Annotated in this window: 18 protein-coding genes; 10 read left to right on the top strand and 8 right to left on the bottom strand. The window is 74.8% G+C overall.

The annotated features are described in order from the left end of the window. Positions 1-110 precede the first annotated feature (110 nt). Complete coding sequence (locus tag ACWEN6_RS30915; protein ID WP_452575163.1) at positions 111-3,464, top strand: BTAD domain-containing putative transcriptional regulator; 3,354 nt, start codon at positions 111-113, stop codon at positions 3,462-3,464. Between the two features lie 292 nt (positions 3,465-3,756). Further along, positions 3,757-5,622, top strand: coding sequence for a CASTOR/POLLUX-related putative ion channel (locus ACWEN6_RS30910; RefSeq protein ID WP_452575161.1), 1,866 nt, complete (start codon positions 3,757-3,759; stop codon positions 5,620-5,622). Between the two features lie 54 nt (positions 5,623-5,676). Here ACWEN6_RS30910 and ACWEN6_RS30905 read toward each other — a convergent pair whose 3' ends face one another. Then, positions 5,677-5,955 (bottom strand): hypothetical protein, encoded by a 279-nt coding sequence (locus tag ACWEN6_RS30905; protein ID WP_452575159.1) that lies wholly within the window; start codon positions 5,953-5,955, stop codon positions 5,677-5,679. Positions 5,956-6,137: 182 nt separating this feature from the next. Further along, positions 6,138-6,707: a TetR/AcrR family transcriptional regulator gene (locus ACWEN6_RS30900; RefSeq protein ID WP_452575157.1), complete on the bottom strand. Its 570-nt coding sequence runs from the start codon at positions 6,705-6,707 to the stop codon at positions 6,138-6,140. A 113-nt stretch (positions 6,708-6,820) separates the two neighbouring features. Here ACWEN6_RS30900 and ACWEN6_RS30895 point away from each other — a divergent pair, with 113 nt between their 5' ends. Next, the gene (locus tag ACWEN6_RS30895) at positions 6,821-7,771 is read left to right on the top strand and encodes an SDR family oxidoreductase (protein ID WP_452575155.1); all 951 of its coding nucleotides are present in this window, start codon (positions 6,821-6,823) and stop codon (positions 7,769-7,771) included. Here the strand turns inward: ACWEN6_RS30895 and ACWEN6_RS30890 are convergent. Then, the gene (locus tag ACWEN6_RS30890) at positions 7,768-8,610 is read right to left on the bottom strand and encodes a TetR/AcrR family transcriptional regulator (RefSeq protein WP_452575153.1); all 843 of its coding nucleotides are present in this window, start codon (positions 8,608-8,610) and stop codon (positions 7,768-7,770) included. The genes ACWEN6_RS30895 and ACWEN6_RS30890 overlap by 4 nt on opposite strands. A gap of 108 nt (positions 8,611-8,718) precedes the next feature. Next, positions 8,719-10,722: a cellulose binding domain-containing protein gene (locus ACWEN6_RS30885; protein WP_452575151.1), complete on the bottom strand. Its 2,004-nt coding sequence runs from the start codon at positions 10,720-10,722 to the stop codon at positions 8,719-8,721. A gap of 309 nt (positions 10,723-11,031) precedes the next feature. On the opposite strand from ACWEN6_RS30885, the gene ACWEN6_RS30880 reads away from it, so the two are divergent. Both ACWEN6_RS30880 and ACWEN6_RS30875 read left to right on the top strand, forming a co-directional pair. Continuing rightward, on the top strand, positions 11,032-12,012 hold the full coding sequence (locus tag ACWEN6_RS30880) for an ATP-binding cassette domain-containing protein (protein ID WP_452575149.1): 981 nt from the start codon (positions 11,032-11,034) through the stop codon (positions 12,010-12,012). Positions 12,013-12,181: 169 nt separating this feature from the next. Further along, a complete protein-coding gene (locus ACWEN6_RS30875) occupies positions 12,182-13,024 on the top strand; it encodes an ABC transporter permease (RefSeq protein WP_452575147.1) in 843 nt (280 codons plus the stop codon). 112 nt (positions 13,025-13,136) lie between these two features. Here the strand turns inward: ACWEN6_RS30875 and ACWEN6_RS30870 are convergent, their stop codons facing one another. Then, positions 13,137-14,720, bottom strand: coding sequence for an FAD-dependent monooxygenase (locus ACWEN6_RS30870; RefSeq protein WP_452575145.1), 1,584 nt, complete (start codon positions 14,718-14,720; stop codon positions 13,137-13,139). A 389-nt stretch (positions 14,721-15,109) separates the two neighbouring features. On the opposite strand from ACWEN6_RS30870, the gene ACWEN6_RS30865 reads away from it, so the two are divergent. After that, positions 15,110-15,478, top strand: coding sequence for a nuclear transport factor 2 family protein (locus ACWEN6_RS30865; protein WP_452575143.1), 369 nt, complete (start codon positions 15,110-15,112; stop codon positions 15,476-15,478). Between the two features lie 305 nt (positions 15,479-15,783). Here the strand turns inward: ACWEN6_RS30865 and ACWEN6_RS30860 are convergent, their stop codons facing one another. From ACWEN6_RS30860 to ACWEN6_RS30850, 3 genes are all read right to left on the bottom strand, one after another. Further along, a complete protein-coding gene (locus tag ACWEN6_RS30860; RefSeq protein WP_452575141.1) occupies positions 15,784-16,578 on the bottom strand; it encodes a TetR/AcrR family transcriptional regulator in 795 nt (264 codons plus the stop codon). Positions 16,579-16,696: 118 nt separating this feature from the next. Continuing rightward, entirely contained in the window at positions 16,697-17,401 is a 705-nt protein-coding gene (locus tag ACWEN6_RS30855; RefSeq protein ID WP_452575206.1) for a response regulator, read from the bottom strand. A 41-nt stretch (positions 17,402-17,442) separates the two neighbouring features. Further along, positions 17,443-18,735 carry a sensor histidine kinase gene (locus ACWEN6_RS30850; protein ID WP_452575139.1) on the bottom strand — a complete coding sequence of 431 codons (1,293 nt, stop codon included), beginning with the start codon at positions 18,733-18,735 and terminating at the stop codon, positions 17,443-17,445. 167 nt (positions 18,736-18,902) lie between these two features. On the opposite strand from ACWEN6_RS30850, the gene ACWEN6_RS30845 reads away from it, so the two are divergent. The 4 genes from ACWEN6_RS30845 (at position 18,903) to ACWEN6_RS30830 (ending at position 23,456) form a co-directional block, all read left to right on the top strand. Then, positions 18,903-19,820, top strand: coding sequence for an ABC transporter ATP-binding protein (locus ACWEN6_RS30845; protein WP_452575137.1), 918 nt, complete (start codon positions 18,903-18,905; stop codon positions 19,818-19,820). Positions 19,821-20,029: 209 nt separating this feature from the next. Then, positions 20,030-21,025 carry an N-acetyltransferase family protein gene (locus tag ACWEN6_RS30840; RefSeq protein ID WP_452575135.1) on the top strand — a complete coding sequence of 332 codons (996 nt, stop codon included), beginning with the start codon at positions 20,030-20,032 and terminating at the stop codon, positions 21,023-21,025. A 135-nt stretch (positions 21,026-21,160) separates the two neighbouring features. Beyond that, a complete protein-coding gene (locus tag ACWEN6_RS30835) occupies positions 21,161-22,504 on the top strand; it encodes a cytochrome P450 (protein WP_452575133.1) in 1,344 nt (447 codons plus the stop codon). A 112-nt stretch (positions 22,505-22,616) separates the two neighbouring features. Further along, positions 22,617-23,456 carry an isocitrate lyase/PEP mutase family protein gene (locus ACWEN6_RS30830; RefSeq protein WP_452575131.1) on the top strand — a complete coding sequence of 280 codons (840 nt, stop codon included), beginning with the start codon at positions 22,617-22,619 and terminating at the stop codon, positions 23,454-23,456. The last annotated feature ends 25 nt before the right edge of the window (positions 23,457-23,481 follow it).

Below are 23,481 nucleotides of genomic sequence, written 5' to 3'. Positions count from 1 at the left end.
GGATACGGCACTCCATGCGTTCCGGTCGAGGTAAGTGCAGGGATCAATCACGCGGCCGGCGCGGGTCCACGAGAATGAGACCGTCGTGATCGAGGGAAGGGCGGGATGCCGTGCGCGTCGGGATCCTCGGGCCGCTCCGGGTCCAGGACGCGGGCGGGAACCCGGTCGAGGTCGCGGGCGCGCGGCTGCGGGCGCTGCTCGTACGGCTCGCCCTCGACCCCGGGCGGGTCGTCACCGTCGAGCGTCTGGTCGACGACCTGTGGCCGGGAGAGCCGCCCGCCAACCCGGCGGCGGCGCTGCAGTCCCTTGTGGCGCGCCTTCGCCGTGAGCTCGGCGGACGGGAGGCGGTCGCCTCCCACCCGTCGGGGTATCGGCTGGGCGCGGAGGGGCCGGCCGTGGACGCGTGGGTCTTCGACGCGCGGGCCGCCCGGGGCGCGGCCCTGCTGCGCGCCGGCGACCCGTCCGGCGCGGGCGGGCCTTTGCGCGAGGCGCTGGAGCTGTGGCGCGGGCCCGCGCTGGTGGACGCCTCCCGGTTCCCCTTCGCCGCCGCGCCCGCCGCGCGGCTGGAGGAGCTGCGGCTGGCCACGCTCGAGGCCCGCATCGACGCCGACCTGGCGTGCGCGGTTCCCGGGCTGGTCGCCGAGCTGGAGGAGCTGGCGGCCGCGCATCCCACCAGGGAGCCGTTCCAGGCCCGGCTCATGCGGGCGCTGTGCGCCGACGGCCGGCGGGCGGACGCGCTGGAGGTGTACGAGCGCGTGCGCGCGGCGCTGGCGGACGGGCTCGGCGTTGACCCGGGCGCCGAACTCCGCGCCGCCCACCTGCACGCCCTCCGCGCCGACGCCTCTCCGGCCGTCCAGACCACGGCGGCCGGGGGCAACCTGCCGGCGCCGCTGACCCGCCTGGTGGGAAGGCGCGACGACCTGGCCAGGGTCGGCCGCCTGCTGGGGGAGGCGCGCTTGGTCACCGTGACCGGGCCGGGAGGGGCGGGCAAGACCCGGCTGGCCGTGGAGGCGGCGCGGCGCGAACGGGCGCCGGACGGGGTATGGCTGGTCGAACTGGCCCACGTGACCCGTCCGTCCGGCGTCCTGGGCCACTTGCCCCGTCCGTCCGGCGTCGCTGCGGCCGTCCACGCGGCCCTGGCCGGCACCGGCCTGCTCGCCGGCCTCGGCGGCGCCGCGGGAGCCGGGCCGGCCGAGCGGCTGTGCGCGTCACTGGCCGGGCGCCGTGCCCTGCTGGTGCTGGACAACTGCGAGCACGTGGTGGAGGAGGCCGCCGAGCTGGTCCAGCGCGTGCTCGCCGCCGCGCCGGGCGTGCGGGTGCTGGCCACCGGCAGGGAACCGCTCGGCGTCACCGGAGAGGCCCTGCATCCCCTGCCGCCGCTCGCGGTGCCCGGCGAGGACGTCACGCCGCTGTCGGCGCCGTCGTTCGCCGCGGTCGCGCTGTTCGCCGAGCGCGCCGCGGCCGTCCGCCCGGGTTTCGCCGTCGACGAGGGCAACCTCGCCGACGTCGTGCGGCTGTGCCGGGAGCTGGACGGCATGCCGCTGGCGATCGAGCTGGCCGCCGCCCGGCTGCGCTCCCTGACCCTCGCCCAGCTCGCCGGCATGATCGGCGACCGCCTGGAGGTGCTGGGGCGCGGCAGCCGCGCGGTGGAGCGGCGGCACCGTACGTTGCGGGCGACGATCGACTGGAGCTGGGAGCTGCTCACCGAGCCCGAGCGGGCGGCGTTGCGGCGCCTGTCGGTGTTCGCGGGCGGCGGGGCGTCGGCCGAGGCCGCGGCGCGCGTGTGCGGAGCCGGCCTGGACGTGCTGACGTCGCTGGTCGACCGGTCCCTGCTGGTCCAGGCCGCTGATGACTCCCGGCCGGCCGCGCCCCTCGCCGGGGACGGCGGCGGGGTGCGCTACCGCCTGCTGGAGACGGTGCGCCACTACGCGTCCGAGAAGCTCGCCCAGACCCCGGAGACCCCGGAGACCCCGGAGACCCCGGACGGCACCGAAAGCACCCAGTGCACGGACGGCACCGGGGTGGGGGCGGAGGAACGGCGGGTGCGGGCGGCGCATGCCGCGTACTTCCTCGAGCTGGCCGAGCGCTGCGAGCCGTCCCTGCGCGGCCCGGAGCAGGCCGCCGCGCTGCGCCTGCTGGACGGCCATCAGGGCGACCTTGACGCGGCCCTCGGCCACGCGATCGAGTGCGGATGGGCCGAGACGGCGGTCCGGCTGTACACGGCGCGGCTGTGGTCGTGGGTGATGCGGGGCAGGCGGCGGGAGGCGGCCGGCTGGGCGGCGGCGGTGGCCCGCGCCACCGGCGGCGCGCCGCCGCCCGGGCTGGCCGCCGAGCACGCGATGTGCCTGCTCCTGGCCGGATCCGAGGACACCGGCGGCGAAGGCGGCGGCGCGGGCGTCGCCGGCATGCGGCCCGGTGAGCTGCTGGACCGCATGTACCGGTCCGATCGGCCGGCGGTGCTCGGCTCGTGGGCGATCGTGGGCGCGTACGCGGGCGGCGTCGCCGACATCCGGCGCCGCGCCGCCGCCGCGGTCGAGCACTTCGGCCGCCACCCGGACGCGTGGGCGCGGGCCACGACGCTGCTCATCGAGGGCATCGTGGAGTTCGAGTTCGTCCCCGGCGGCGCGCCACGCGCCGAGGTGCTGGTGCGCTCGGCCTCGCGGGCCTTCCACGGGCTCGGCGAGCGCTGGGGGATGGCGCTGGCGCTGTTCTGGCTGTCGCTGGTGGCGGAGAACCGCGGCGAGCCGGCGGAGGCGCTGGCCCTGCTGGAGGAGTCGGCGGCGCGGGCGGCGGAGATCGGCGGCGTCGACGCGCTGCCCGGCCCGGCGATGCTGCCGGTGCGGCTGGGCCAGTTACGGGCCCGCACCGGCGACCTCGCGGGCGCGGAGGCGGTGCTCCAGCAGGCGCGGGTGGCGGCCGAGCGGGCGGGGGACGCGCTGGCGCAGGCCCGCACCTGGCACGCCCTGGGCGAGACGGCGCGCCGCGCGGGAGACCACGCGGGGGCGCGCACGCGCCTGCGCCGGGCGATGGACCTGCTGCCGGCCGAGCGGTCCGCCGGCGGCGGCACGGGGTCGCGGTCGCGGATGATCCCGGCGCAGCTGGTGGCGTTCGTGTGGCTGGAGGCGTCCCGGGTGGAGACCCTGGCGGGCGACCTCGCCGCGGGCGGGCGGCGTCTGCGGGAGGCTCTGGAGGCGGTGGCGGCGACCCCGGACGACACCGCGCGCGCCACTGTCCTGGAGGGGGCGGCCGAGTGGCTCGTGGGGGCGGGCGAGCCCGGACGGGCCGCCGCCGCGCTGGCGGCGGCGTCCCGGCTGCGGGGCGTGCCCGACAGCGCCGACCGCGAGGTGGCCGCGCTGGTCGCCCGATGCCGGGACGCGCTGGGTGAGGCCGCTTTCGCCGCGGCATGGCGCGCGGGCGCCTCCTCACCCGCCCCGGACGCCGCGGCCCTGCTGTCCGGCCTCTGAGGGCCGCCGCGGCGAACCGCGGAGTACCGCTCCGCCGCCCGCGACCCCGCCTCACCTCGGCGAGCACGTGCCCGTCTCACCCTGTCGGTGGCGGGAATCCTCTCATGACCCCTGCGGACGGCGCCCGGCGGCGAGGAGCCCTCTGAGCTGGGCCGGAACGGCGTTGTCTCCGCCGGGGAGCCGGGGCGATGTCCTGATACGTGCACGGTTCGCCCTGGGTTGCTGCTTCAATGATCGATGGCCGGCGGCTGATGACGCCGGCTTTTCACGGCTGCGATGGGCGGGGGCAACGATGCGGAGACTGCGAGAGCGTCTGCGGTACTGGTTCGACGGCACGATGGATCGCGGCACGCCGGCGCTGATCGGCTGGCTGGCGCTGGCGTCCGTCGTGCTCATCGTGCTGGTCACGGCAGCGGTGGTCGCCTTCACCGATACCGAGGAGAACGGCGGCTGGGGAACCGTCGGGTGGATGAGCCTGATGCGCGCCATCGACCCCGGCACCATGGGCGGCGACAGCGGGAGCCCGGTCTTCCTGGCGCTGATGCTGACCATCACCATCGGGGGCATCTTCATCGTCAGCTCGCTCATCGGTGTGCTGACCACCGGTCTGGAGAACCGGATCAGCGAGCTGCGCAAGGGCCGGTCCCGGTTGATCGAGAGCGGTCACACGATCGTGCTCGGCTGGTCGGAGCAGGTGTTCACCGTGATCGAGGAGCTCGTCAAGGCCAACGAGGGGCAACGGCGGTCCTGTGTGGTGATCCTGGCGGACCGCGACAAGGTCGACATGGACGACCAGATCCGCGCCCGGGTGGGGGAGACCGGCCGCACCAGGGTCATCTGCCGGTCGGGAAGCCCGCTCAAGCGGGTGGACCTGGAGCTCGTCAACCCGGACACCGCCAAAGCGATCATGGTGCTGCCCTCACCGGACAAGGACGCCGACGTCGATGTGATCAAGGCGTTGCTGTTGCTGAACAACCGCGCCTGGCGGGGCGTGCGGCCGCACGTGGTCGCCGCCGTGCAGGAGTCGGAGAACCTCGCCGCCGCGCGCCTCGCCGGAGGCGAGTCGGCCATCGTGATCGACGCCGACGACATCACCGTGCGGCTGGTGGCCCAGTCGCACCGCCAGTCGGGGCTGTCCACGGTCTGCACCGACCTGCTGGACTTCGACGGCAACGAGCTGTACATCCGCCCCGAGCCCGCGCTCACCGGCCGCACCTACGGCGAGGCGCTCAGCGCCTACGACCTCGGCATCCCGGTCGGGCTGCGCAGGATGGACGGGCGGGTCCTGCTCAACCCCGCGCAGGAGACCGTGATCGACGCCAGGGACCAGGTGATCGTCCTGGCCGAGGACGACCTGCTCATCCAGCTCGCCGGCTCGGCTCCCGCGATCGTCCCCCAGGCCGTCGCGGCGGCCCCCGACCGGGCGCAGACGCCCGACCGCACCCTGCTCATCGGGTGGAACTCGCGCGCTCTGAAGCTGATCGACCTGCTGGACCGCCTGGTCGAGCCGGGGTCGGTGGTGGACATCGCCGCCCCTGGCCGGCCGGTGGACGTCCTTGAGACCGGGCGGGAGAACCTGACCGTCGGCTACAAGTACTGCCGGCCGACGAGCCGGCGGTCGCTGGAGAACCTCGACCTCGGCGGCTACCGGCACCTGGTCGTGCTGGCCGACGACGAGGTCGACCCCGAGCACGCCGACGACCGGACGCTGGTGACGCTGCTGCACCTGCGCGACATCAAGGTGAGCCTCGGGGACCCCTACACCATCGTGACCGAGATCAACGACGACGCCAACCGGGAGATCTTCCAGGTCACCAAGGCCGACGACTTCATCATCAGCACCAAGCTCATCAGCCTGCTGCTGACCCAGCTCGCGGAGAACCGGCATCTGCACGGCGTGTTCTCCCAGCTCTTCGACCCCACCGGCCCGGAGATCCACCTGCTGCCCGCCTCGGACTACCTCGTCCCTGGCGTGGAGGCGAACTTCGCGACCGTCGTGGAGGTGGCCAAGCGGCGAGGGCAGACCGCCATCGGCTACCGGGTCAAGCGGCACAGCGACCACACCCCCTCCTTCGGGGTGACGCTCAACCCGCCGAAGACCGCGCCGCTGACCTTCGGCGCCGACGACAACGTCATCGTCCTGGCCGAGAACCTCTGACCCTCCTGGGGGCCGCGCGGCATGCGGAGGGCCGTCCTCGACGGGGCCGTCGTGTCAGATGGTCACCGTCGGGGGCCGGCCCGGCGCGGAGCGGTCCCTCCCCAGCCTCTCGGCCACCTCCGACAGGGCCCCGGTCCGCCCGAGGTGGCCGCCGGCCGCCTCGAGGTCCTCGCGGAGCCGCTTGCGGCAGTTGATCACGTAGATCAGCCACAACGCCGCCACGGTGACCTGCGCCGGCGGCAGCAGGTACCCGGCCGGCGCGCTGGCCAGCATGGCCAGCGGGGCGCCCCTGACTATCTGTTCGTTGAACCGATGATCTCCAGTCGCGATCATCTCAGACGACCTCGCCGCACGCGGCCGCTCGGCCCTCCACCGCCCTTCGTTCACCGAACGGCCGGCGGCCGGTAACCGCCGTCGCTTCGCGGGCTGGACGGTGACCGCCGTCGCTTCGCGGGCTGGACGGTGACCGCCGTCCGGCCGGGGAGCCGGGCCCGGCGGACGCGCCGTCCGGGTCGTCACCCGCCCGCGGTCACGGCCTTCAGTTCGTCGAAGGACTCCCGGATGAGCTCGGACAGGCCGGGCTGCCCGGGGTCGTCGCCGGCCCAGCGCTCGAACGCGACCTTGAAGACGGCGAGGCCGACCTCGGCGGCCAGGCTCGCCGCCGGATCGGTGACGCCGCGCCGGCGCAACGTGCCGGCGAGCGCCGCGGACAAGGTCGCGAGCTTGATCAGCTCGCGTTCCTGCAGCTCGGGGTTCGCGGCGATGACCGACCGGCGCCGCCGGGCGCTCTCGCGGCGCTCCCCGATCAGTTCGCCCACGGCTTGGACGGCGCGTGCCACCATCTCGATCGGGGCCGCCGCGTCGGGCGCGTCCTCGACGGCGGCCACCATGTGCTCGCGCAGCGGGCCCGAGCCCCAGAACAGCACCTCGCGCTTGTCGGCGAAGTGCCGGAAGAACGTGCGCTCGGTCAGCCCGGCCCGGCCGGCGATCTCGGCCACCGTGGTCTGCTCGTACCCGCGCTCGATGTAGAGCTCCAGCGCCGCCTGCTCCAGCCGGCCGCGCGCGTTCGGCTCCCATCGTCCCATGCCGGAATCCTACCTTGATGACAGTGGCTGACATCAGTGCTACGTTGATGACAGTCACTGACATCGGTCTGGGGCCTGGATGCCCCGGACGATCGACTTTTGGAGTACTTCTCATGCGCGTATTCGTCACCGGCGCCTCCGGATGGATCGGTTCCGCCGTCGTCCCCGAACTGGTCGGCGCGGGTCACCAGGTCGTCGGGCTGGCGCGCTCGGACGCCTCCGCCGCCGCGCTCACCGCGGCCGGCGCACAGGTGCGTCGCGGCACCATCGACGATCTCGACGGCCTGCGCGACGCGGCCGCCGCCTCCGACGGGGTGATCCACCTGGCGTTCAAGCACGACATCGCCTTCTCCGGTGGCTTCGCGGAGGCCACGGAGGCCGATCGGCGCGCCGTCGAGGCCTTCGGCGAGGCGCTCGCGGGCTCTGGTCGGCCGCTGGTCATCGCCTCAGGGACCCTCGGGCTCGCTCCCGGGCGGGTGGCCACCGAGCAGGACGGGCGCGAGTCCGGCCCGGATGCGGCCCACGCGGGCGGCGGGCCGCGGGATCGGCCGGCGACCGCCCGGATGACGCTGTCCCTGGCCTCGCGCGGCGTCCGCTCGTCGGTGGTGCGGCTGCCTCCGACCGTGCACGGGGAGGGGGATCCCGGGTTCATGGCGATGCTGGTCGGCATCGCCCGAGGCAAGGGCGTCTCCGGGTACATCGGCGAGGGGTCCGATCGCTGGCCCGCCGGGCACCGGCTCGACGCCGCCCACCTGTTCCGCCTGGCGCTGGAGAAGGCGCCGGCGGGATCGGTCCTGCACGCGGTCTCGGACGAGGGCGTGCCCATGCGCGACGTCGCCGAGGTGATCGGCCGGCATCTCGGCCTGCCGGTGGCCGCCGTCGCCCCCGAGGACGCGGGCGCGCACTTCGGCTGGCTGGTGGGCTTTCTCGCCGCCGACAGCCCGGCCTCGAGCGCGCTGACCCGCGAGCTGCTGGGGTGGCGGCCGACCCAGCCCGGACTCATCGACGACCTGGACAAAGGCCATTACTTCCACAACGCCTCCAAGGAGGCGGGCGCGTCCTAGGAGACGGGGCCGCCCTGGGAGGTGGTGCCCCCCTGCGAGGTGGTGCCGTCCTGGGGGGTGGTGCCGTCCTGGGAGGCGGCCGTACGACGGGTCACCAGGGCTTCGACGCCGTCCAGGACCCGCTGGAGGCCGAACTCGAAGGCCTGCTGCGGGGCGGAGGCCGCGCCGTACTCCTCCCCGGCGGCCGTGCCCACCCGCGCGGACAGCGGGTAGCGGGACGGGTCCATCACCTTGGCCAGGTACGGGGCGTGGGCCCACCACCACTGCTCGTCCGACACGCCGGTGCGCTGTGCGACCTGGGCGGCCTCGACCGCGCCGCGCGCGGCGCCGTGCACGAAGCCCCCGACCAGGGTGACGACGGAGTCCATCTCCAGGTCGGTCAGTCCGATGCCCTCGACGGCGGCCAGCTCGTACTCATAGGCGCCGGCCACGTTGGGGCCGAGCGGGGGACGGCTGGTGGCGACGTAGAGCATCCACGGGTGGCGCTGGTAGAGCGCCCACTTCTCCCGGGCCACGAACTCCAGCCTGCCGCGCCACCCCCCGGGCACCTCGGCCGGCCGGGCGGGCTCGCCGCACACCGTGTCGAGCATGAGGTCGAGCAGCTCGGCCTTGCCCGGCACGTAGGTGTACAGCGACATGGTGCCCACGCCGAGGCGCTGGGCGACGCGCCGCATGGACAGCGCCGCCAGGCCGTCGGCGTCGGCGAGTTCGACGGCGGCGCGGACGACGCGGTCGACGCTGAGGTCGGGCCCGCCCTTGCGCCCGGACTTCTCGCGGGTGCGCCACAGCAGGGCGAGGCTGCGCGCGGGGTCGCCCCCGCCGGTGTACTCCGTGGTCATCGTGGTCCCGATCCTACGGCCGCCGCCCGGGACCACACCGGACCCGCATCCACGGCGCCCGCGGCCCTCAGAGGAGGACGGCCGCGGGACGCCGCAGGAGGACGGAGGCTACGCGGCCGAGCAGAGTGTCCCGTTGAGGGTGAAGACCGTGGGCAGGACGTTCGGGCCGCTGTAGTTGCCGACGAAGCCGACGCTGACCGTCGCCCCCGTGGGCAGCGAGCCGTGCCCGGCCTCGTTGACGACCTTGACCTGCGAGCCGTCCTGCGTCCAGACGCCACCCCAGCCGCTGCCGAGGCTCTGCCAGGAACGCGGCCAGCCGAAGTTCAGCGTCCAGCCGTCGATCGGCGCGCCGTTGTTGGTGACGTCGATGGCGCCGACGTACCCGCTGCCCCAGTCGTTCTGGTCGCTCAGCCGGACCGTGCAGGAACTGGACGCGGGCGTGCCGGTGGTGAAGGTCAGCGGCGGGGACGCCGGTGACAGGCCGCCTCCGCTGTCCCGGGCGAGCACGTTCACCGTGTAGCGCGTGCCGGGGTTGAGGTTGCCGACGGTGAAGGAGGTGCCCGCCGTCTCGCCGAGCTGCTCGCTGACGACCCCGTTCTGGCGGTGGATCTCGTACTTGACGATCGGGCGTGCGCCGGCGGAGGCGGCGGGCCAGGAGATGGTGGCTCCCCGGTCGGTCACCCCCGTGGCCGTGGGCTGGCCGGGCGTTCCCGGCAGACCGGTCTGGGAGGAGGAGGGACGCACGACGATCGTCGTCATCGACAGGGGCGGCAGCGTCTGGGCGGTCGCGCTGCCGGCGGTGGCGGTGGTGATGCTCGTGGCGCCGTTGGTGTGGGTGAGCACGGTCGGCGCCGCGCCGGCCGGGGCGAAGCCGGCGTACCCGATGGTGACGGGGTAGGAGGTGTCGGCCGAGGTGTTGAGCAGCAGCACCGCGAGGTCGCCGTCCGGGCGCCGGACGGCGTGCGCGACCACCTTGGGCTGGTCGGTGGCGGCCCGGAGGAACCGGTCGCCGGGACGGGCGAACCTGCTCATCATCTGCAGCGCGAAGTACGGCGCAAAGGGCGTGTTCAGCGCCGGCTCGCACACCTCGCCGCCGGAGGTGCAGGCCCCGCTCGACAGCAGGCCGAAGTCGCCGTAGTCGGTCTGCCCGGCCACCTGGGTGACGGGGCCGATGCCGTTGTGGGTGTTCCACCAGTCGACGGTGAACACCCCGTTCGCCAGCAGCGTCGCGTAGGCGTCGGCTGCGGCCAGCGCGCCGGGCTGGGTGGTGGCGCCGGCGCTGCTGGTGCCGGTGTTGAATTCGGTCATCGCGATGCCGATGCGCTCGGCCTGCGGGCCCGCGTACGCGGCGATCTGCCGCCGGGTGAGGTCGATCATGTCGGGGATCTGGCCGGCTCTGTCGAGCGCGCCGGGGTACCAGTGCACGATCACGTAGTCGATCTTCGGTCCGGCGGCCGACAGGACGACCTTGTTCCAGGTGCCGTCGTCGCCGGCGGCGACCAGCCCGTCGGGCCAGTTGGCGGGCGTGGTCAGCACCGCGCCGATCTTGATGGAGGGGTCGGCCGCCTTCATCGCGTCGGCGTAGGCGACGACGTTACGCGCGTACTCGGCCGGGCTCTTGTCGGCGTGGTCGTCGGCCTCCCAGGCGCTGCCGTAGCGGCCGTTGCCGTAGTTCTCGTTGCCGATCTCCCAGTACTTCACGCCGTAGCCCTTGACGACGTTGGCCTGGTGGACCCAGGCGGCGGCCTCCGCGGCGGTGCCGGTGCCGTAGTTGGCGGTCACCATCGGCTGGGCGCCGGTGCGCCGCACGCCGCGCATGAAGGTGTCGAAGTCGGTGCCGGGCGCCACGTACCCGCCGGGCGCGGTGTGGTCGGCCCAGTGGTAGATGTCGGAGTAGGAGCCGCCGGGATAGCGCAGCACCTTCACGCCGGCGTCCTTCAGCAGGTCGGCGGTCGCGTCGGTGCCCAGGTTGGCGTCCCAGATCGCGTGGTTGGCGCCGATGCCGGTCGCGGGGACGGTGGCGAGGGCCGCGCGGGCGTTGACGGTCACCGCGACCGCGGCGGGCTCGTCGGCGTGCGCGGCGGGCACGTTCAGGCCGGCCAGCGTCAGCACGACGGCGGATGTTAGCGCTAACAGAGCTTTCGGCATCGGACCCCTCGCCATGGACATCTCATGCCTCCCGACCGGGAAGCACCCATGATCCTGGGAGTTGACGCGGCCCTGCGTCAACCGACCGTGAAACTTTCACTGCGCACGGTCATCGCCGCCGCCATCGCCGCGCCGCTTCCCGCGCCGCCCTCGTGCGGAACCCGGCCGCCGAACGCTCGCCCGCCCAAGGTCCCCGTCGCACCCCGGTTATTCCGTACGATGTCCCGTATGCTGTACGGTACAACGTACGGAGTTAATGGGAGGGAGGCGGGAGTGGGGTCCACAGGACACGCGATCCTCGCTGAGGGACTGCGCAAGCGGTACGGCCGCACCGAGGCCCTGGCCGGGTTCGACCTGGCGGTGCCGGCGGGCACGGTGTGCGGGCTGCTCGGGCCCAACGGCGCGGGCAAGACCACGGCGGTGCGCATTCTCACCACGCTGCTGCGGCCGGACGCGGGCCGGGCCGAGGTGGCCGGCCTCGACGTGGTCCGCGACGCCGCGCGGGCGCGCTGCCGCATCGGGCTGGTGGGGCAGAACGCCGCCCTGGACGAGGTGCTGAGCGGCCGGCAGAACCTGGTGATGTTCGGCCGGCTCTACCACCTCGGCACGGCGGGAGCGCGCCGCCGCGCCGACGAACTGCTCGAACGGTTCGGGCTGGCCGACACCGGGGACAAGCCGGTCAAGCTGTACTCCGGAGGCATGCGCCGCCGGCTCGACCTGGCCGCCGGCCTCATCCTCACCCCGCCGGTCCTGTTCCTGGACGAGCCCACCACCGGGCTGGACCCGCGCGGACGCGGAGAGGTCTGGCAGGCCGTCGCCTCGCTCGTCGCCGGCGGCACCACCGTTCTGCTCACCACCCAGTACCTGGAGGAGGCCGACCGGCTGGCCACCGACATCTGCGTCCTTTCGGCCGGCCGGACGATCGCCCAGGGCACCCCAGAGGAGCTGAAGTCCCTCATCGGCGGCGACCGCGTCGAACTCGTGGTGCGCGAGCCCGCCGACATGGGCGCCGCCGCGGCGGTCGCCGAACGGGTGGCGGGCGCGCGCGCCGACCGCGACACCGACCGGAGACGCGTGAGCGTCCCGGTGCGCGACCGGGTGGCCGCGCTGACCGCCGTGACCCGCGCGCTCTCGGAGGAGGGGGTGCCGGTCGAGGACATCCTCCTGCGCCGTCCCACCCTGGACGAAGTGTTCCTCCACCTCACCGGCCACCAAGCGGCGACACCCCACCCGACGAAGAAGGCGGCGGCATGAGGACGACCACGAGTACCCCCATCGGACCCGGTGGACACGGGGAGCCTGGAGGTGTGGCGCGGAAGGAGGGGGACGGCGACATGGGGAGGGTGCTGGTGATGCCCGGAGCGCTCGGCGGGCCTGGTGGACGCGGGGACGCGGCGGCGCGGCACGGGTGGGAGGTGGCGGCATGACCGTCATGAATTCGGTGGCGGCGGTGCCCGCGCCGCCCCGCACGGCCGCCGCGCGGCTGCGGTGGGCGCTGGCCGACGGCTGGACCATCACCCACCGCGACCTGGCGCACCGGGCCCGGCGGCCCGGCCAGGTCGTCGTGGAGCTGCTCTTCCCCGTCATGATCGTGCTGATGTTCGCCTACCTGTTCGGCGGCGGCATGGCCATCCCCGGAGGAGGGGACTACCGCGAGTTCCTCATGCCGGGAATGTTCGCCATGACGATGGTCTTCGGGATCGAGGCCACCTTCACCGCGGTCAGCGCCGACGCGGCCAAGGGCGTCACCGACCGGTTCCGCTCGATGCCCATGGCCCCCTCGGCGGTGGTGACCGGCCGCTGCGCCGCCGACATGCTCAACTCCGTGCTCGGGCTGGCCGTCATGATCGCCTGCGGGCTGGCGGTCGGCTGGCGGTGGCACCACGGCCTCGGACCCGCCCTGGCGGCCGTCGGGCTGCTCCTCCTGCTGCGGTTCGCCCTGCTGTGGACGGGCGTCTACCTCGGGCTGGCCATCCGCAACCCCGAGGCGGTCATGGCCGTGCAGATCCTGGTGTGGCCACTGGGGTTCCTGTCCAACACCTTCGCCTCGCCGGCCACGATGCCGGGATGGCTCGGCGCGGCCGTCGAATGGAACCCCATGTCGGCGACGGTCGCGGCGACCCGGGAGCTGTTCGGCAACCCCGGCTGGGGCGGCGGTTCCTGGGCCGCCCAGCAGGCGCCGTTGCTGGCGCTCGCCTGGCCGCTGCTGCTCATCGCGGTCTTCTTCCCGCTCTCGGTCCGCCGGTACCGCACGCTGGACCGCTGACCCGCACCCACCACCGGGCCGGTCCCACCGCCGGGCCGTCCCCACTGCCGGCTCACGCCCACGGCTGACCCGCCCTCGGGAGCGCCGACCGCGGTGAGGCGGGGGTTCCCGGTCAGCCGGTGGCAGCCGGGGTGGCGGGGCGGTGGCCGAGCAGGGCCAGGTAGTCCTCTAGCTGGGCGAGGTCCTCGGTCACCGCGCCGATGTACCCGTCCGGACGTATCACCACGTATCCCCGGTCGCCGTACGCGGCGCGGATGTGCCCGCCGGAGTCGGCGAGGTCCGCGCCGACCCGGTAGACGCGCACCCCCGCATCCGCGTCGAACCCGAGGCCGGCGGACCCAAGGCCGCGGGCCCCGAGGCCGGCGGACCCGGTTCCGCCGCCGTCTCGGGCCACGCCCTCGACGGCTGGAGCGGCGCCGGCGGCGGAGCCGAGGAGGAGCAGCGTGGTGTGCGGGCCGCGCAGGACGTCGAACAGGCGGGCCGCCTCCCCGGCGGCGGTGTGGCAGGGCGCGTCGGGCGCCCGGTCGCCGGCGCGGGCGCCGACGGCGGCGAGCGAGCCGCCGCGGTAGGACAGCAGCAACTGCTGGGTGTCCTCGCCCCGGTACGCCGCGTCGGCGTCACCCCGCCTGGCCTTCTCGTGCAGGGCGGTGCTGATGCCGAGCACGTCCGCCGCGACGGGCAGGCGCTCCTCCTCGTAGGTGTCCAGCAGGGCGGCGGGAGCGCCGCCGATCACCCGGGCCAGTTTCCATCCCAGGTTGTAGGCGTCCTGGACGCCGGTGTTGAGCCCCTGGCCGCCCGCGGGGGAGTGCACGTGGGCGGCGTCCCCGGCCAGGAACACCCGCCCGACGCGGAACCGGTCGGCCATCCGGATGTTGACCCGGTAGACCGAGGTCCACCTCAAAGCGGTCAGGCGGACGCGCGCGTCTCCGCGGGCGGCGTCCAGCCGCTCCTGGTACCCGGCCAGCGTGCGGTCGGGGGTCTCGTCCTGGCCGAGTGCGGCGGTGAACTGGAAGACGTCGGTGCCCGGCAGCGGGCACAGCCCGACGGCGAGCTTCTGCGTGGCGAGGTCGCCCCACACATGCCAGTGGTCGCGGTCCAGGTCGGCGGTGGTGACGTCCCCGATCAGCATCCGCTCGCTCTCGTGGGTGGTGCCGGCGAACCCCACGCCCAGCAGTTTGCGCACCGTGCTCCCGCCGCCGTCGGCTCCCACCACGTAGTCGGCCGTGAGGCGTTCGCGGGCGCCTGCGGGACCCTCGAGCGTGACGGTCACCCCGCCGGCGTCCTGTTCCAGGCCGGCGAGCGCGACGCCCTGCTCCACCCGCCCGCCTAGCCCGGCGAGCCGCTCGCGCAGGATCGCCTCGGTGCGCCACTGGGGCTGCATGAGGACCATCGGGTACGGCACGGCCGGGGTGGGTTCGGCCGGCTCGTGCAGGCGCCCCTGCCACACGACCGTGTCGCCGGCGTAGGCATGCATCGGCGGGTAGGGCGCGGCGGTGGTCAGCGTCGGCTCGATCACGCCGAGGTCGTCGAAGACCTCCAGCGTGCGAGGTTGCAGGCCCTTGCCGCGCGAGCCGTTGGGACGCGCCTCGGGAGAGGCGTCGACCAGGCGGAAGGCGACGCCGCGGCGCGCGAGGTCGACGGCGAGGGTGAGCCCGGTGGGCCCGGCTCCGGCGATCAGCACGGGGGTGTGGTTCATGGCTGTCCGTCCCAGGTGGTGGAGGTGGTCCCGTCGGATGTGGCGGTGACGGGACCACCGTGCACGGCGCCGCTGCCACGCCGCTGCCATAACGCTGCCACCCGCTGCCGCCCGCACGCACCCGGGCGCGCCGCCCGTCGTCTGGACGCTGCCCGACACGCCGTCCGTCGTCCGGGCCCGCGCACCTACCACCGGCGCGCCTGCCCGTCGCCCGGGTGAAGGACCGGTCGTGCGGCCAGGTGGGGGATGACGACGCTGGTGAGGGCCGTGCGCGGTTACCCGTGACGTAATCGATTTCCCGGCGCCGGCCCGCCATGGTTGGGGACATCGGATTGTTCGCCGACATCCGCCGAAGTATCAACCCATAGCCAGATATAAGGAGTGCAGTGATGAGTGACGCGCACGAACTGATCAGCCGGTACATCGCGGCGTGGAACCAGACCGACCCCGCCGCCCGCCGTGCGGCCGTCGACGGGCTGTGGGTCGAGGACGGCACCTACGTGGACCCGCTGGCATCCGTCGCGGGGCGCGAGGCGATCGACGCGACCATCGCCGCGGTGCAGCGGCGGTTCCCGGGATTCGAGTTCCGCCTGTCGGGGCCGGTGGACGCCCACCACAACCTGGTCCGGTTCGGCTGGCACCTGGGGCCGGCCGGCGAGGTCGAGTCGGTGGTGGACGGCTTCGACGTGGCGGTGCTGACCGAGGAGGGCCGGCTGCGCGACGTTCACGGCTTCCTCGACAAGGTGCCCGCCGCCTGACAGCCCCGTCCCGGTGCGGCGAGCCGGCGGACCCGAAGCGCGAGCCGGCCGCCATCACCATGACGACGCCGACCATCGTGACGCACACACCGTGGAGGTCCACGCAGAAGGCGCCGACACGGGGGACGACCACGCGAGAACGCCCACACGGCGGACGCCGACATGCGGGACGCCGACACGGGGACGCCGTCGTCGGCGCAGGTGGGGTCAGGTGGCGAACGTGGTCGACGTGGCGCGGTGGCCGACGTGCCGCACGTGGCTGACGCGGCGCACGCGGTGGATGGTGGATATGGCGGATGCCCTGGTCAGGAGTCCGCCGGTCCGCGGCCCTGGCGCTGGTCGATCAGGACGCCGAGGCCGTCCAGGACGCGGCGCAGGCCGAACTCGTAGGCGTGGCCGGGGTCGTAGGCGGCGTTGTGCGCCTCGCCCGCGGCGGCGCCCACCCGGGAGGCCGTCGGATAGCGCTCGGCGTCGAACACCCGGGCGAGCACGGGGGCGCTCGCCGCCCACCACTGCTGGTCGGTCAGCGCCCCCTCGTGCTCGAAGGCGCGCGCGTCGGCCGCCGACCGGGCGGAGGAGTGCACGAACCCCAGCAGGTAGGACAGGGCGTCGTCCATCTCCACATCGTCCAGGCCGAGGCCCTCGAAGGCGCGCAGCTCGTGCTCGTACTTGGCGAGCAGGCCGGGGCCGAGCGGCGGGCGGCTGGTGGACACGGCGGTCACCCAGGGGTGGCGCTCGTAGAGGTCGCGGTTGTCGCGCGCCACGGCCTCCAGCCGCTCGCGCCAGGCCAGGCCGGACAGGTCGGGCCGGGGCATCTCGCCGAACACCATGTCGAGCATGAGGTCGAGCAGTTCCGCCTTGCCGGGGACGTAGGTATAGAGCGACATGGCGCCCACGCCCAGCTCCTGGGCGACGCGGCGCATGGTCAGGGCGGTGAGGCCCTCGGCGTCGGCCAGCCGCACGGCCGCCCGCACCACCTCGTCGACGGTGAGGCCCTGGCGGGGCCCGCGCTGCGACGGACGGGCCCCCGGCCGCCTCCAGAGCAGCTCGAGGGTGCGCACCGGATCTCCGGCGCCGCTGCGGTCGATCGTGGGCGGCACACGGCCATCTTCCCACCAACCCCGCTCCGTACAGAGTACGGCGTACCGTGCACGCAGATTACCTGCCCGTATCTCGCCGCACGGCGCGCGGCCGGGGCGATGTCGCCCGGCGATCGCTCTAACCGGCGGGCGGAGCGGTGACCAGGCCGCTGTCGTAGGCGACCACGACGAGCTGGGCGCGGTCACGGGCGTGGAGCTTGGCCAGCAGGCGCCCCACGTGGCTCTTCACCGTCGCCTGGCTGAGGTGCAGGTGCTCGGCGATCTCGCTGTTGGACAGCCCGCGGGCGATGTGGGTGAGCACCTCGCGCTCTCGCTCGGTGACGCCGTCGAGCCGGCGCGGCAGCGTACGGGCCGGCTCGGGCCTGCGGGTGAACTCGGCGATCAGCCGCCGCGTCACGGTGGGCGCGAGCAGAGCCTCCCCCGAGGCGATCACGTGCACGGCGGCCAGCAGGTCGGCCGGCCGGGTGTCCTTCAGCAGGAAGCCGCTGGCCCCCGCCCGCAGCGCCGCGTAGATGTAGGCGTCCAGGTCGAACGTGGTCAGGATGAGCACCCGCACCCCTGAGATCCGCGGGTCCGAGCAGATGCGGCGGGTCGCCTCGATGCCGTCCATCTCGGGCATCCGCACGTCCATCAGCACGACGTCGGGACGCTCTGACCTGGCCAGCTCGACCGCCTCGGCGCCGGTGCCGGCCTCGCCGACGACCGTGAGGCCCGGCGCGGTGTCGATCAGGAGCCGGAAGCCGCCGCGCAGCAGCGCCTGGTCATCGGCGACCAGGACGCGGATGTCCCCGCCGCCGGCCGCGCCCGGACCGCCCCGCGTCATCTCCGCCGCGCTCTCGCCCACTCGCTCGTCCGCCTTCCCGCTCACCACGCCACTCCGTCCGCCGGCTCCGGAGCCGGCCCCTCCGCCGCGCCGACCGCTCCCGCCGGCGGCGGTCCGTAGGGGAGGGTGGCGGTGACCGCGAAGCCGCCCGCGGGCCGCGGGCCGGCGTCGAAGGACCCTCCGTACATCACGACCCGCTCCCGCATGCCCACCAGGCCGTGGCCGCCGCCGGCCCCGCCCGTGGCGGGCAGCACCCGGGCTCCAGGCCCGTCGTCGACGACCTCCACCCGCACCTCACCCCGGCCGCCGCGTACCCGCACCCGGCAGTGCGCGGGCGCGGCGTGCCGCACGACGTTGGTCAGCGCCTCCTGGACGATGCGGTAGACCGACAGTTCCACCCCCTCGGGCAGGCCGTCGGCCTCCGCCACGTCCAGCTCGACCCGCACGCCGGCCTGCGCCGCCCGCTCGGCCAGCTCGGGCAGCCCGGAAAGGCCCGGCGCCGGGAGCAGGTCGGCCGGCTCCCCGTCGCCCTCCGAGCGCAGCACGCCCAGCATGTGCCGCATCTCGACGAGCGCGCCCCGGCTCACCGACTCGATCTCGCGCAGCGCCTTGCGGGCCTCCTGCGGCCGCACCTCGGCGACGTGGTCGGCCACGCCGGCCTTCACGGTGATCAGCGTCATGCTGTGCGCCACGACGTCGTGCAGTTCGCGGGCGATGCGCAGCCGCTCCTCGGTGACCGCCCGGCGTGCGAGTTCGTTCGCCGAGCGCCGCACGTACAGCCGGCGCTCCCGCACCGCGCGGCCGACGGTCCAGGCCCCGCCCATGATGGGCAGGCCCACCAGCACGGAGGTGAACGGAAAACCGTCGGTCCCCCAGCCGACCGGACCGGCCATCGTGGAGCCGGCGATCACGACGGCGCTCAGCGCGCCGATCGTCCGCGTGGGCACCCAGCGCAGCCCCGGACGGGTGAGCGCGACCATGTAGAGCGCGAAGGCGGCCGCGGCGAAGGCATCGTTGACCATCCCGGCGAACAGCGACGACACGGTCGCGGTCAGCACCACCCAGAAGACCGGCACCGGCCACAGCCGCCGCACCGCCAGGGGAATTCCCATGCCGGCGACGATCAGGCACTGCACCACCGGCACAGCGGCGCCGGGCGCCGCGTGCCGCGCCAGGACGATGCCCAGCAGGAGCAAGGTGTACCCGGCCGCGGCGAACGCGTCCAGCCTGACCAGCCGGCCCCGTGCGGGCGGCGACCAGGCCGCGCCGGAGCCTGCCGGGCCGGGAGACGGCCACAGGTCCGCCTTCTCGGCCTGGGTCTCCGCGTCGTCCACCTCCGCAGGCTACCGGTGCCGGCCGGCCCGGCACCTCCTGCCGGGGGATGTCATCCCCCGGGCGGACGCCGGCCCCCCGCGGGCCGCGCGCTACGCCTGCGGCGGGGCCGCCGGATCGCGGCCCAGGGACGATGCGCCGCCCGGTGTCCTCGCGGCAGCCTGGCACGGTGATCGAAGTGAGAGAACTGACCAAGCGGTACGGCCGCGCCCTCGCCGTCGACCGGCTGTCCTTCGAGGTGCGGCCCGGGCAGGTGACCGGCTTCCTCGGGCCGAACGGCGCCGGCAAGTCCACCACCATGCGCCTGGTCCTCGGCCTGGCCGCCCCCACCTCCGGCGCGGCGCTCGTCGGCGGCCGCCCGTACGCCTCCCTGCGGCGCCCGATGAGCAAGGTCGGCGCGTTGCTCGACGCGGCGGCGCTGCACCCCGGGCGCAGCGCCCTGGACCACCTCAGATGGCTCGCCCGGGGGAACGGCATCGGCCAGGCCCGCGTAGCGCAGGTGCTCGAACAGGTAGGGCTGGCCGGCGTCGCCCGGCGGCGGGCCGGCGGTTTCTCCCTGGGGATGAAGCAGCGGCTGGGCATCGCCGCGGCGCTGCTCGGCGACCCGGAGGTCCTGCTGTTCGACGAGCCGGTCAACGGCCTGGACCCCGATGGGGTGCGCTGGATCCGGGAGCTGATGCGCGGTCTGGCGGCCGAGGGGCGCACCATCCTGCTGTCCAGTCACCTGATGAGCGAGATGGAGCTGACCGCCGACCGGCTGGTCATCGTCGGGCGCGGCCGGCTGATCGCCGACACCTCCGTGCCCGAGCTCGCCGGCCGCTACGGGCAGGGGGTGCTGGTGCGCTCGCCCCGCGCGGCCGAGCTGGCCGCGGTGCTCACCGAGGCGGGCGGCGTCGTCGCGGACGACCCGGGCGGCGGCCTGTCGGTGACCGGGATGGAGGTGGCCGCCATCGGCGACCTGGCCGCGCGCCACGGCATCGCCGTCCACGAGATGTCCCCTCGCGGCGCCTCCCTGGAGGAGGCCTATCTGCGGCTCACCGCGGGAACCGGCGACCACGCCGCCCCGCGCACCCTCACCGGGCACTGACCCGCCCGGCACCCGAAAAGCCGTTGCGCGGTGGGCGCGCGTACCGGTAGGAATTGCGGCCGGGGCCGGGCCGGACGTCGGCGGGCCCGTTGAGACGAGAGGAGGGAAGAGGCGATGACCACCAAGATCACCGCGCTCGTGTCCTCCGAGGTCGCGCACCGGCGCTGACCATCGGAAACCGTGCGGGCGCGCCTCCACAGGAGAGTGTTGTGACCGCTGTACCGCAAGACCTGACCATGCGCCCGATCACCGGGCCGGAAGAACTCGACCTTTTCACCCGCCTGCCCTACATGCTCGACCGCGAGCTGGCCGACGACCTGCGGACCGGCAGGCGCCGGCCCGGCTGGATGTGGGTCGCCCTCCGGGGCGACCGGCCGACCGCCCGGCTCGCCTGGTGGAGCCGTCCCGGCGACCCCGCTCCCTTCCTGCTCGACATATTCGACGTGGCCGCGGACACCGCCGCCCCGGACGCGACCGCGCAACCGGCCGGCACGGGCCGCGGCGCCGTCGCGACCAGCGGTGACGACGGCGTGCGGCTGCTGCGCACCGCCATGGAGCACGTGCTCCCCGAAGGCGCCCGCCCGCCGGAGTACATCCGGTACGTCCCGCCGGGCTGGCGTGACGATCCGGTGGCGAGCCGGGTTGTCGAGGCCAGGGTCGCCGCGCTGGAGCTCACCGGCGCCCGGCTGTTCGTGGAGCGGCTGCGGCTGAACTGGCGGCCGGGAACCCCCATCGCCGAGCCCAGCGGGCGCCTGGCGTTCCGGCCGGTGGCGGGCCGCGAGGAGCTCGTGGAGCTGATGACCGAGGTGCTCGAGGGCACGCTGGACGCCCACAGCCGGGACGAGCTGACCCGGATGACCCCCCGGGAGGCGGCCGTCCAGCAGTACGAGGAGGAGCTGGAGCGCTACCAGAGCCCGCGCGAGTGGTGGCGCGTCGCCACGACGCCCGGCGGTGAGCCCGTGGGCTTCGTCATCCCGGCGCACAACTCCTACAACCCGATCATCGCCTACATCGGGGTGCTTTCGGCGCACCGGGGGAAGGGCCACATCGACGACCTGCTCGCCGAGGGCACCCGCATCCTGGCCGCCGAGGGCGTGCCGCGCGTCCGCGCCTCCACCGACCTCGGCAACGTGCCCATGGCCAGGGCCTTCCGCCGCGCCGGCTACGTCGAGTTCGAGCGCGAGCTCAACTACACCTGGCCTTAGAGGCCCGGCCCCGCCGTCCGACTCGTCCGGGTCCCGATGGGCGGCGGGATACGCCGGCGCCCGGTGCCCTACGTCCTCCGGCCCCGGCGGGACGTTTCGACGCCGGGTGAAACGACGCGGCCCTAGCGTCGGGGCATGGAGTTCTCGCAGGTGGACGGCCCGCCCGGACGGGCCGTCGCCATGGGTGGAAAGCCCGTGCCCCCGGCGCCCGGTCACGGCCGGCCGGCGGACGGTTCGGCCGTCACGGTCAGCGGCCATGCCGAGGTGACGGTCACCGGCCATGCCGAGGTGACGGTCACCGGCCATGCCGAGGTGACGGTCACCGGCCATGCCGAGGTGACGGTCAGCGGTCATGCCGAGGTGTGCGCCGTGCTGGCCGACCCGCGCTTCGTCGTCCCGCCCGCCCCGGCGCACGACGGTGCCCCCGGGACGGTCGCCTGGCTGCGGGCCGGCGTGGCACGGTTCAGCAACGGACCCCGGCACCGGCGCCGGCGGGCCATGGTCGCCGCCGACCTGCGCCGCATGGAACCCTCGGTCCTGCGCGCGGCGGCCCGGGACTGGACGGCCGCCGTGGTCGAGGATGCCGGGGATGAGCCGTTCGACGTCATGGCGTCGATCGCGCGCACGGTCCCGATCGGCGTGCTCGGCGGTGCGCTCGGCGTGGCCGGGCTCGATCCGGCGCGTCCGGACGGCGTAGGGGACTTCGTCCGCGCCGTCTCGGCGGTCGCGGCGGCCTACCACCCGGGTACGGGGGGCGGCGCCGCGGACAACGGCGAAGCCGACGCGGCGGTGTCCGCTCTGGTCGCCCTGCTCGGCCCCGGCGACTCCGAGGCGGTCGCCGCGCGCATAGGTCTGCTGGTCCAGGCGTGCGACGCGACCGCCGGCCTGATCGGCAACACCCTCGACGCGGCCCTGCCTCCACCGCCCGTGCCCAAGCGGCCGCCAGGGGAGCGGGGAGCCGGTGACAGGTCCGCTGACCGGCCGGTCGGGACGAAGGGCGACGGAGGACCGGGAGAGGGGCCGGTAGCGGCGCAGGCCGGTAGCCGGGTGGGGGAGCGGTCGGTGGAGTCCGGGGGCGGTGGAGGCCGGGGTGGGTGGCCGGTCGAGTGGCTCGTCGCCGAGACGGCGCGCCATGACCCGCCGGTGCGCTCCACCCGGCGCGTGGCCACCGCCGGAGCCGAGATCGCGGGACGCGGCGTCCCACCGGGCACGGTGGTGCTCCTGGACCTCGCCGCCGCCGAGCGCGACCCGCGGGTGTTCCCCGATCCCGGCCGCTTCGACCCCGCGCGGCGGACGCCCGCACACCTCGCCTTCGGCCACGGTCCGCGGTCGTGCCCGGGATCCGACCACGGCCTCGCGCTGGCGTGCGGCGTGCTGGAGGTGCTGCTGCCCCGCTGCGAGCGGGCCGGAGGCGGCACGGTCCACGGACCCTCCGCGAATCTACGCGTCCCGCTGCGGCTGGAGGTGCGGGTCCGGTGAGGGCTGATCGTCTCCGCCGCGGAGGCGGCTCCCGCCCGTGCGTGATCGCCCGTGCGGGCGCGGGATCCCCTCCGGCGCGTTCTGTTCCCGCTGTGATCGGAGGTCACGTCCGTTGAACGCGAAGATCGACCGTTTCGAGGAGTTCCGCGCCCTGCACCACGGGGAGCGACCCCTGTTCCTGCCCAACGCCTGGGACCACGCCTCGGCGGCGGCGCTGGTGGCCCGCGGGTTCACCGCGCTCGGCACCACCAGCCTGGGCGTGGCGGCCGCCGCGGGCAAGCCCGATGCCGCCGGCGTCACCCGCGAGGACACCATGCGTCTGGCGGCGAGCCTGGGCCGGCTACCGGCGCTGATCAGCGTGGACGTGGAAGGGGGGTTCAGCGAGGACCCGGGTGAGGTCGCCGCGCTGGCCGCCGAACTGGCCGAGGCGGGCGTGGCCGGGCTGAACATCGAGGACGGCCGCCCAGGCGGCACCCTGGCCGGGCGGGACCGCCAGTGCGCCCTCATCGCGGCGATCAAGGACGCCGTCCCCGGGTTGTTCGTCAACGCGCGGACCGACGTCTTCTGGTTCGCGGCGACCGAGCACGACTGGTCCGGTGACCCGGAGGGTGCGCGGCGGGGACCTCTGGCGGTGGCCCTGGAGCGGGTGCGCGCGTACCGCGACGCCGGGGCCGACGGCGTCTTCGTCCCGGGTGCGGGTGACGAGCCTTCCATCGCCGCGCTCGCGGCAGGGGTGGACGCTCCGCTCAACATCCTGTTCACGCCGGGCGGCCCGTCCGTGGCGCGCCTGGGCGAGCTCGGGGTCCGCCGGGTGAGCTGCGGTTCCCTGCTGTTCCGGGCGGCGCTGCACAACGCGGTGGAACTGGCGTGGGCGGCCGCCCACGAGGAGGTGACGGCGGCCGGGCTGCCCTCCTACGCCCAGGCCCAGGCGCTCGCCGGCGCCTTCGGCTGAGCACGGCGGTTGCTCCGCCGACGAC

It is taken from the genome of Sphaerisporangium sp. NPDC004334 (assembly GCF_053602655.1).
This window is presented reverse-complemented; position numbering and strand designations above follow the sequence as displayed.

Excerpts from the sequence above, each read along its gene's own strand:
- ACWEN6_RS30870 (WP_452575145.1), bottom strand. The coding sequence starts at position 14,720 with ATGAACCACACCCCCGTGCTGATCGCCGGAGCCGGGCCCACCGGGCTC.
- ACWEN6_RS30855 (WP_452575206.1), bottom strand. The coding sequence starts at position 17,401 with ATGACGCGGGGCGGTCCGGGCGCGGCCGGCGGCGGGGACATCCGCGTC.
- ACWEN6_RS30875 (WP_452575147.1), top strand. The coding sequence starts at position 12,182 with ATGACCGTCATGAATTCGGTGGCGGCGGTGCCCGCGCCGCCCCGCACG.
- ACWEN6_RS30835 (WP_452575133.1), top strand. The coding sequence starts at position 21,161 with ATGGAGTTCTCGCAGGTGGACGGCCCGCCCGGACGGGCCGTCGCCATG.
- ACWEN6_RS30865 (WP_452575143.1), top strand. The coding sequence starts at position 15,110 with ATGAGTGACGCGCACGAACTGATCAGCCGGTACATCGCGGCGTGGAAC.
- ACWEN6_RS30895 (WP_452575155.1), top strand. The coding sequence starts at position 6,821 with ATGCGCGTATTCGTCACCGGCGCCTCCGGATGGATCGGTTCCGCCGTC.
- ACWEN6_RS30890 (WP_452575153.1), bottom strand. The coding sequence starts at position 8,610 with ATGACCACGGAGTACACCGGCGGGGGCGACCCCGCGCGCAGCCTCGCC.
- ACWEN6_RS30910 (WP_452575161.1), top strand. The coding sequence starts at position 3,757 with ATGCGGAGACTGCGAGAGCGTCTGCGGTACTGGTTCGACGGCACGATG.
- ACWEN6_RS30900 (WP_452575157.1), bottom strand. The coding sequence starts at position 6,707 with ATGGGACGATGGGAGCCGAACGCGCGCGGCCGGCTGGAGCAGGCGGCG.
- ACWEN6_RS30905 (WP_452575159.1), bottom strand. The coding sequence starts at position 5,955 with ATGATCGCGACTGGAGATCATCGGTTCAACGAACAGATAGTCAGGGGC.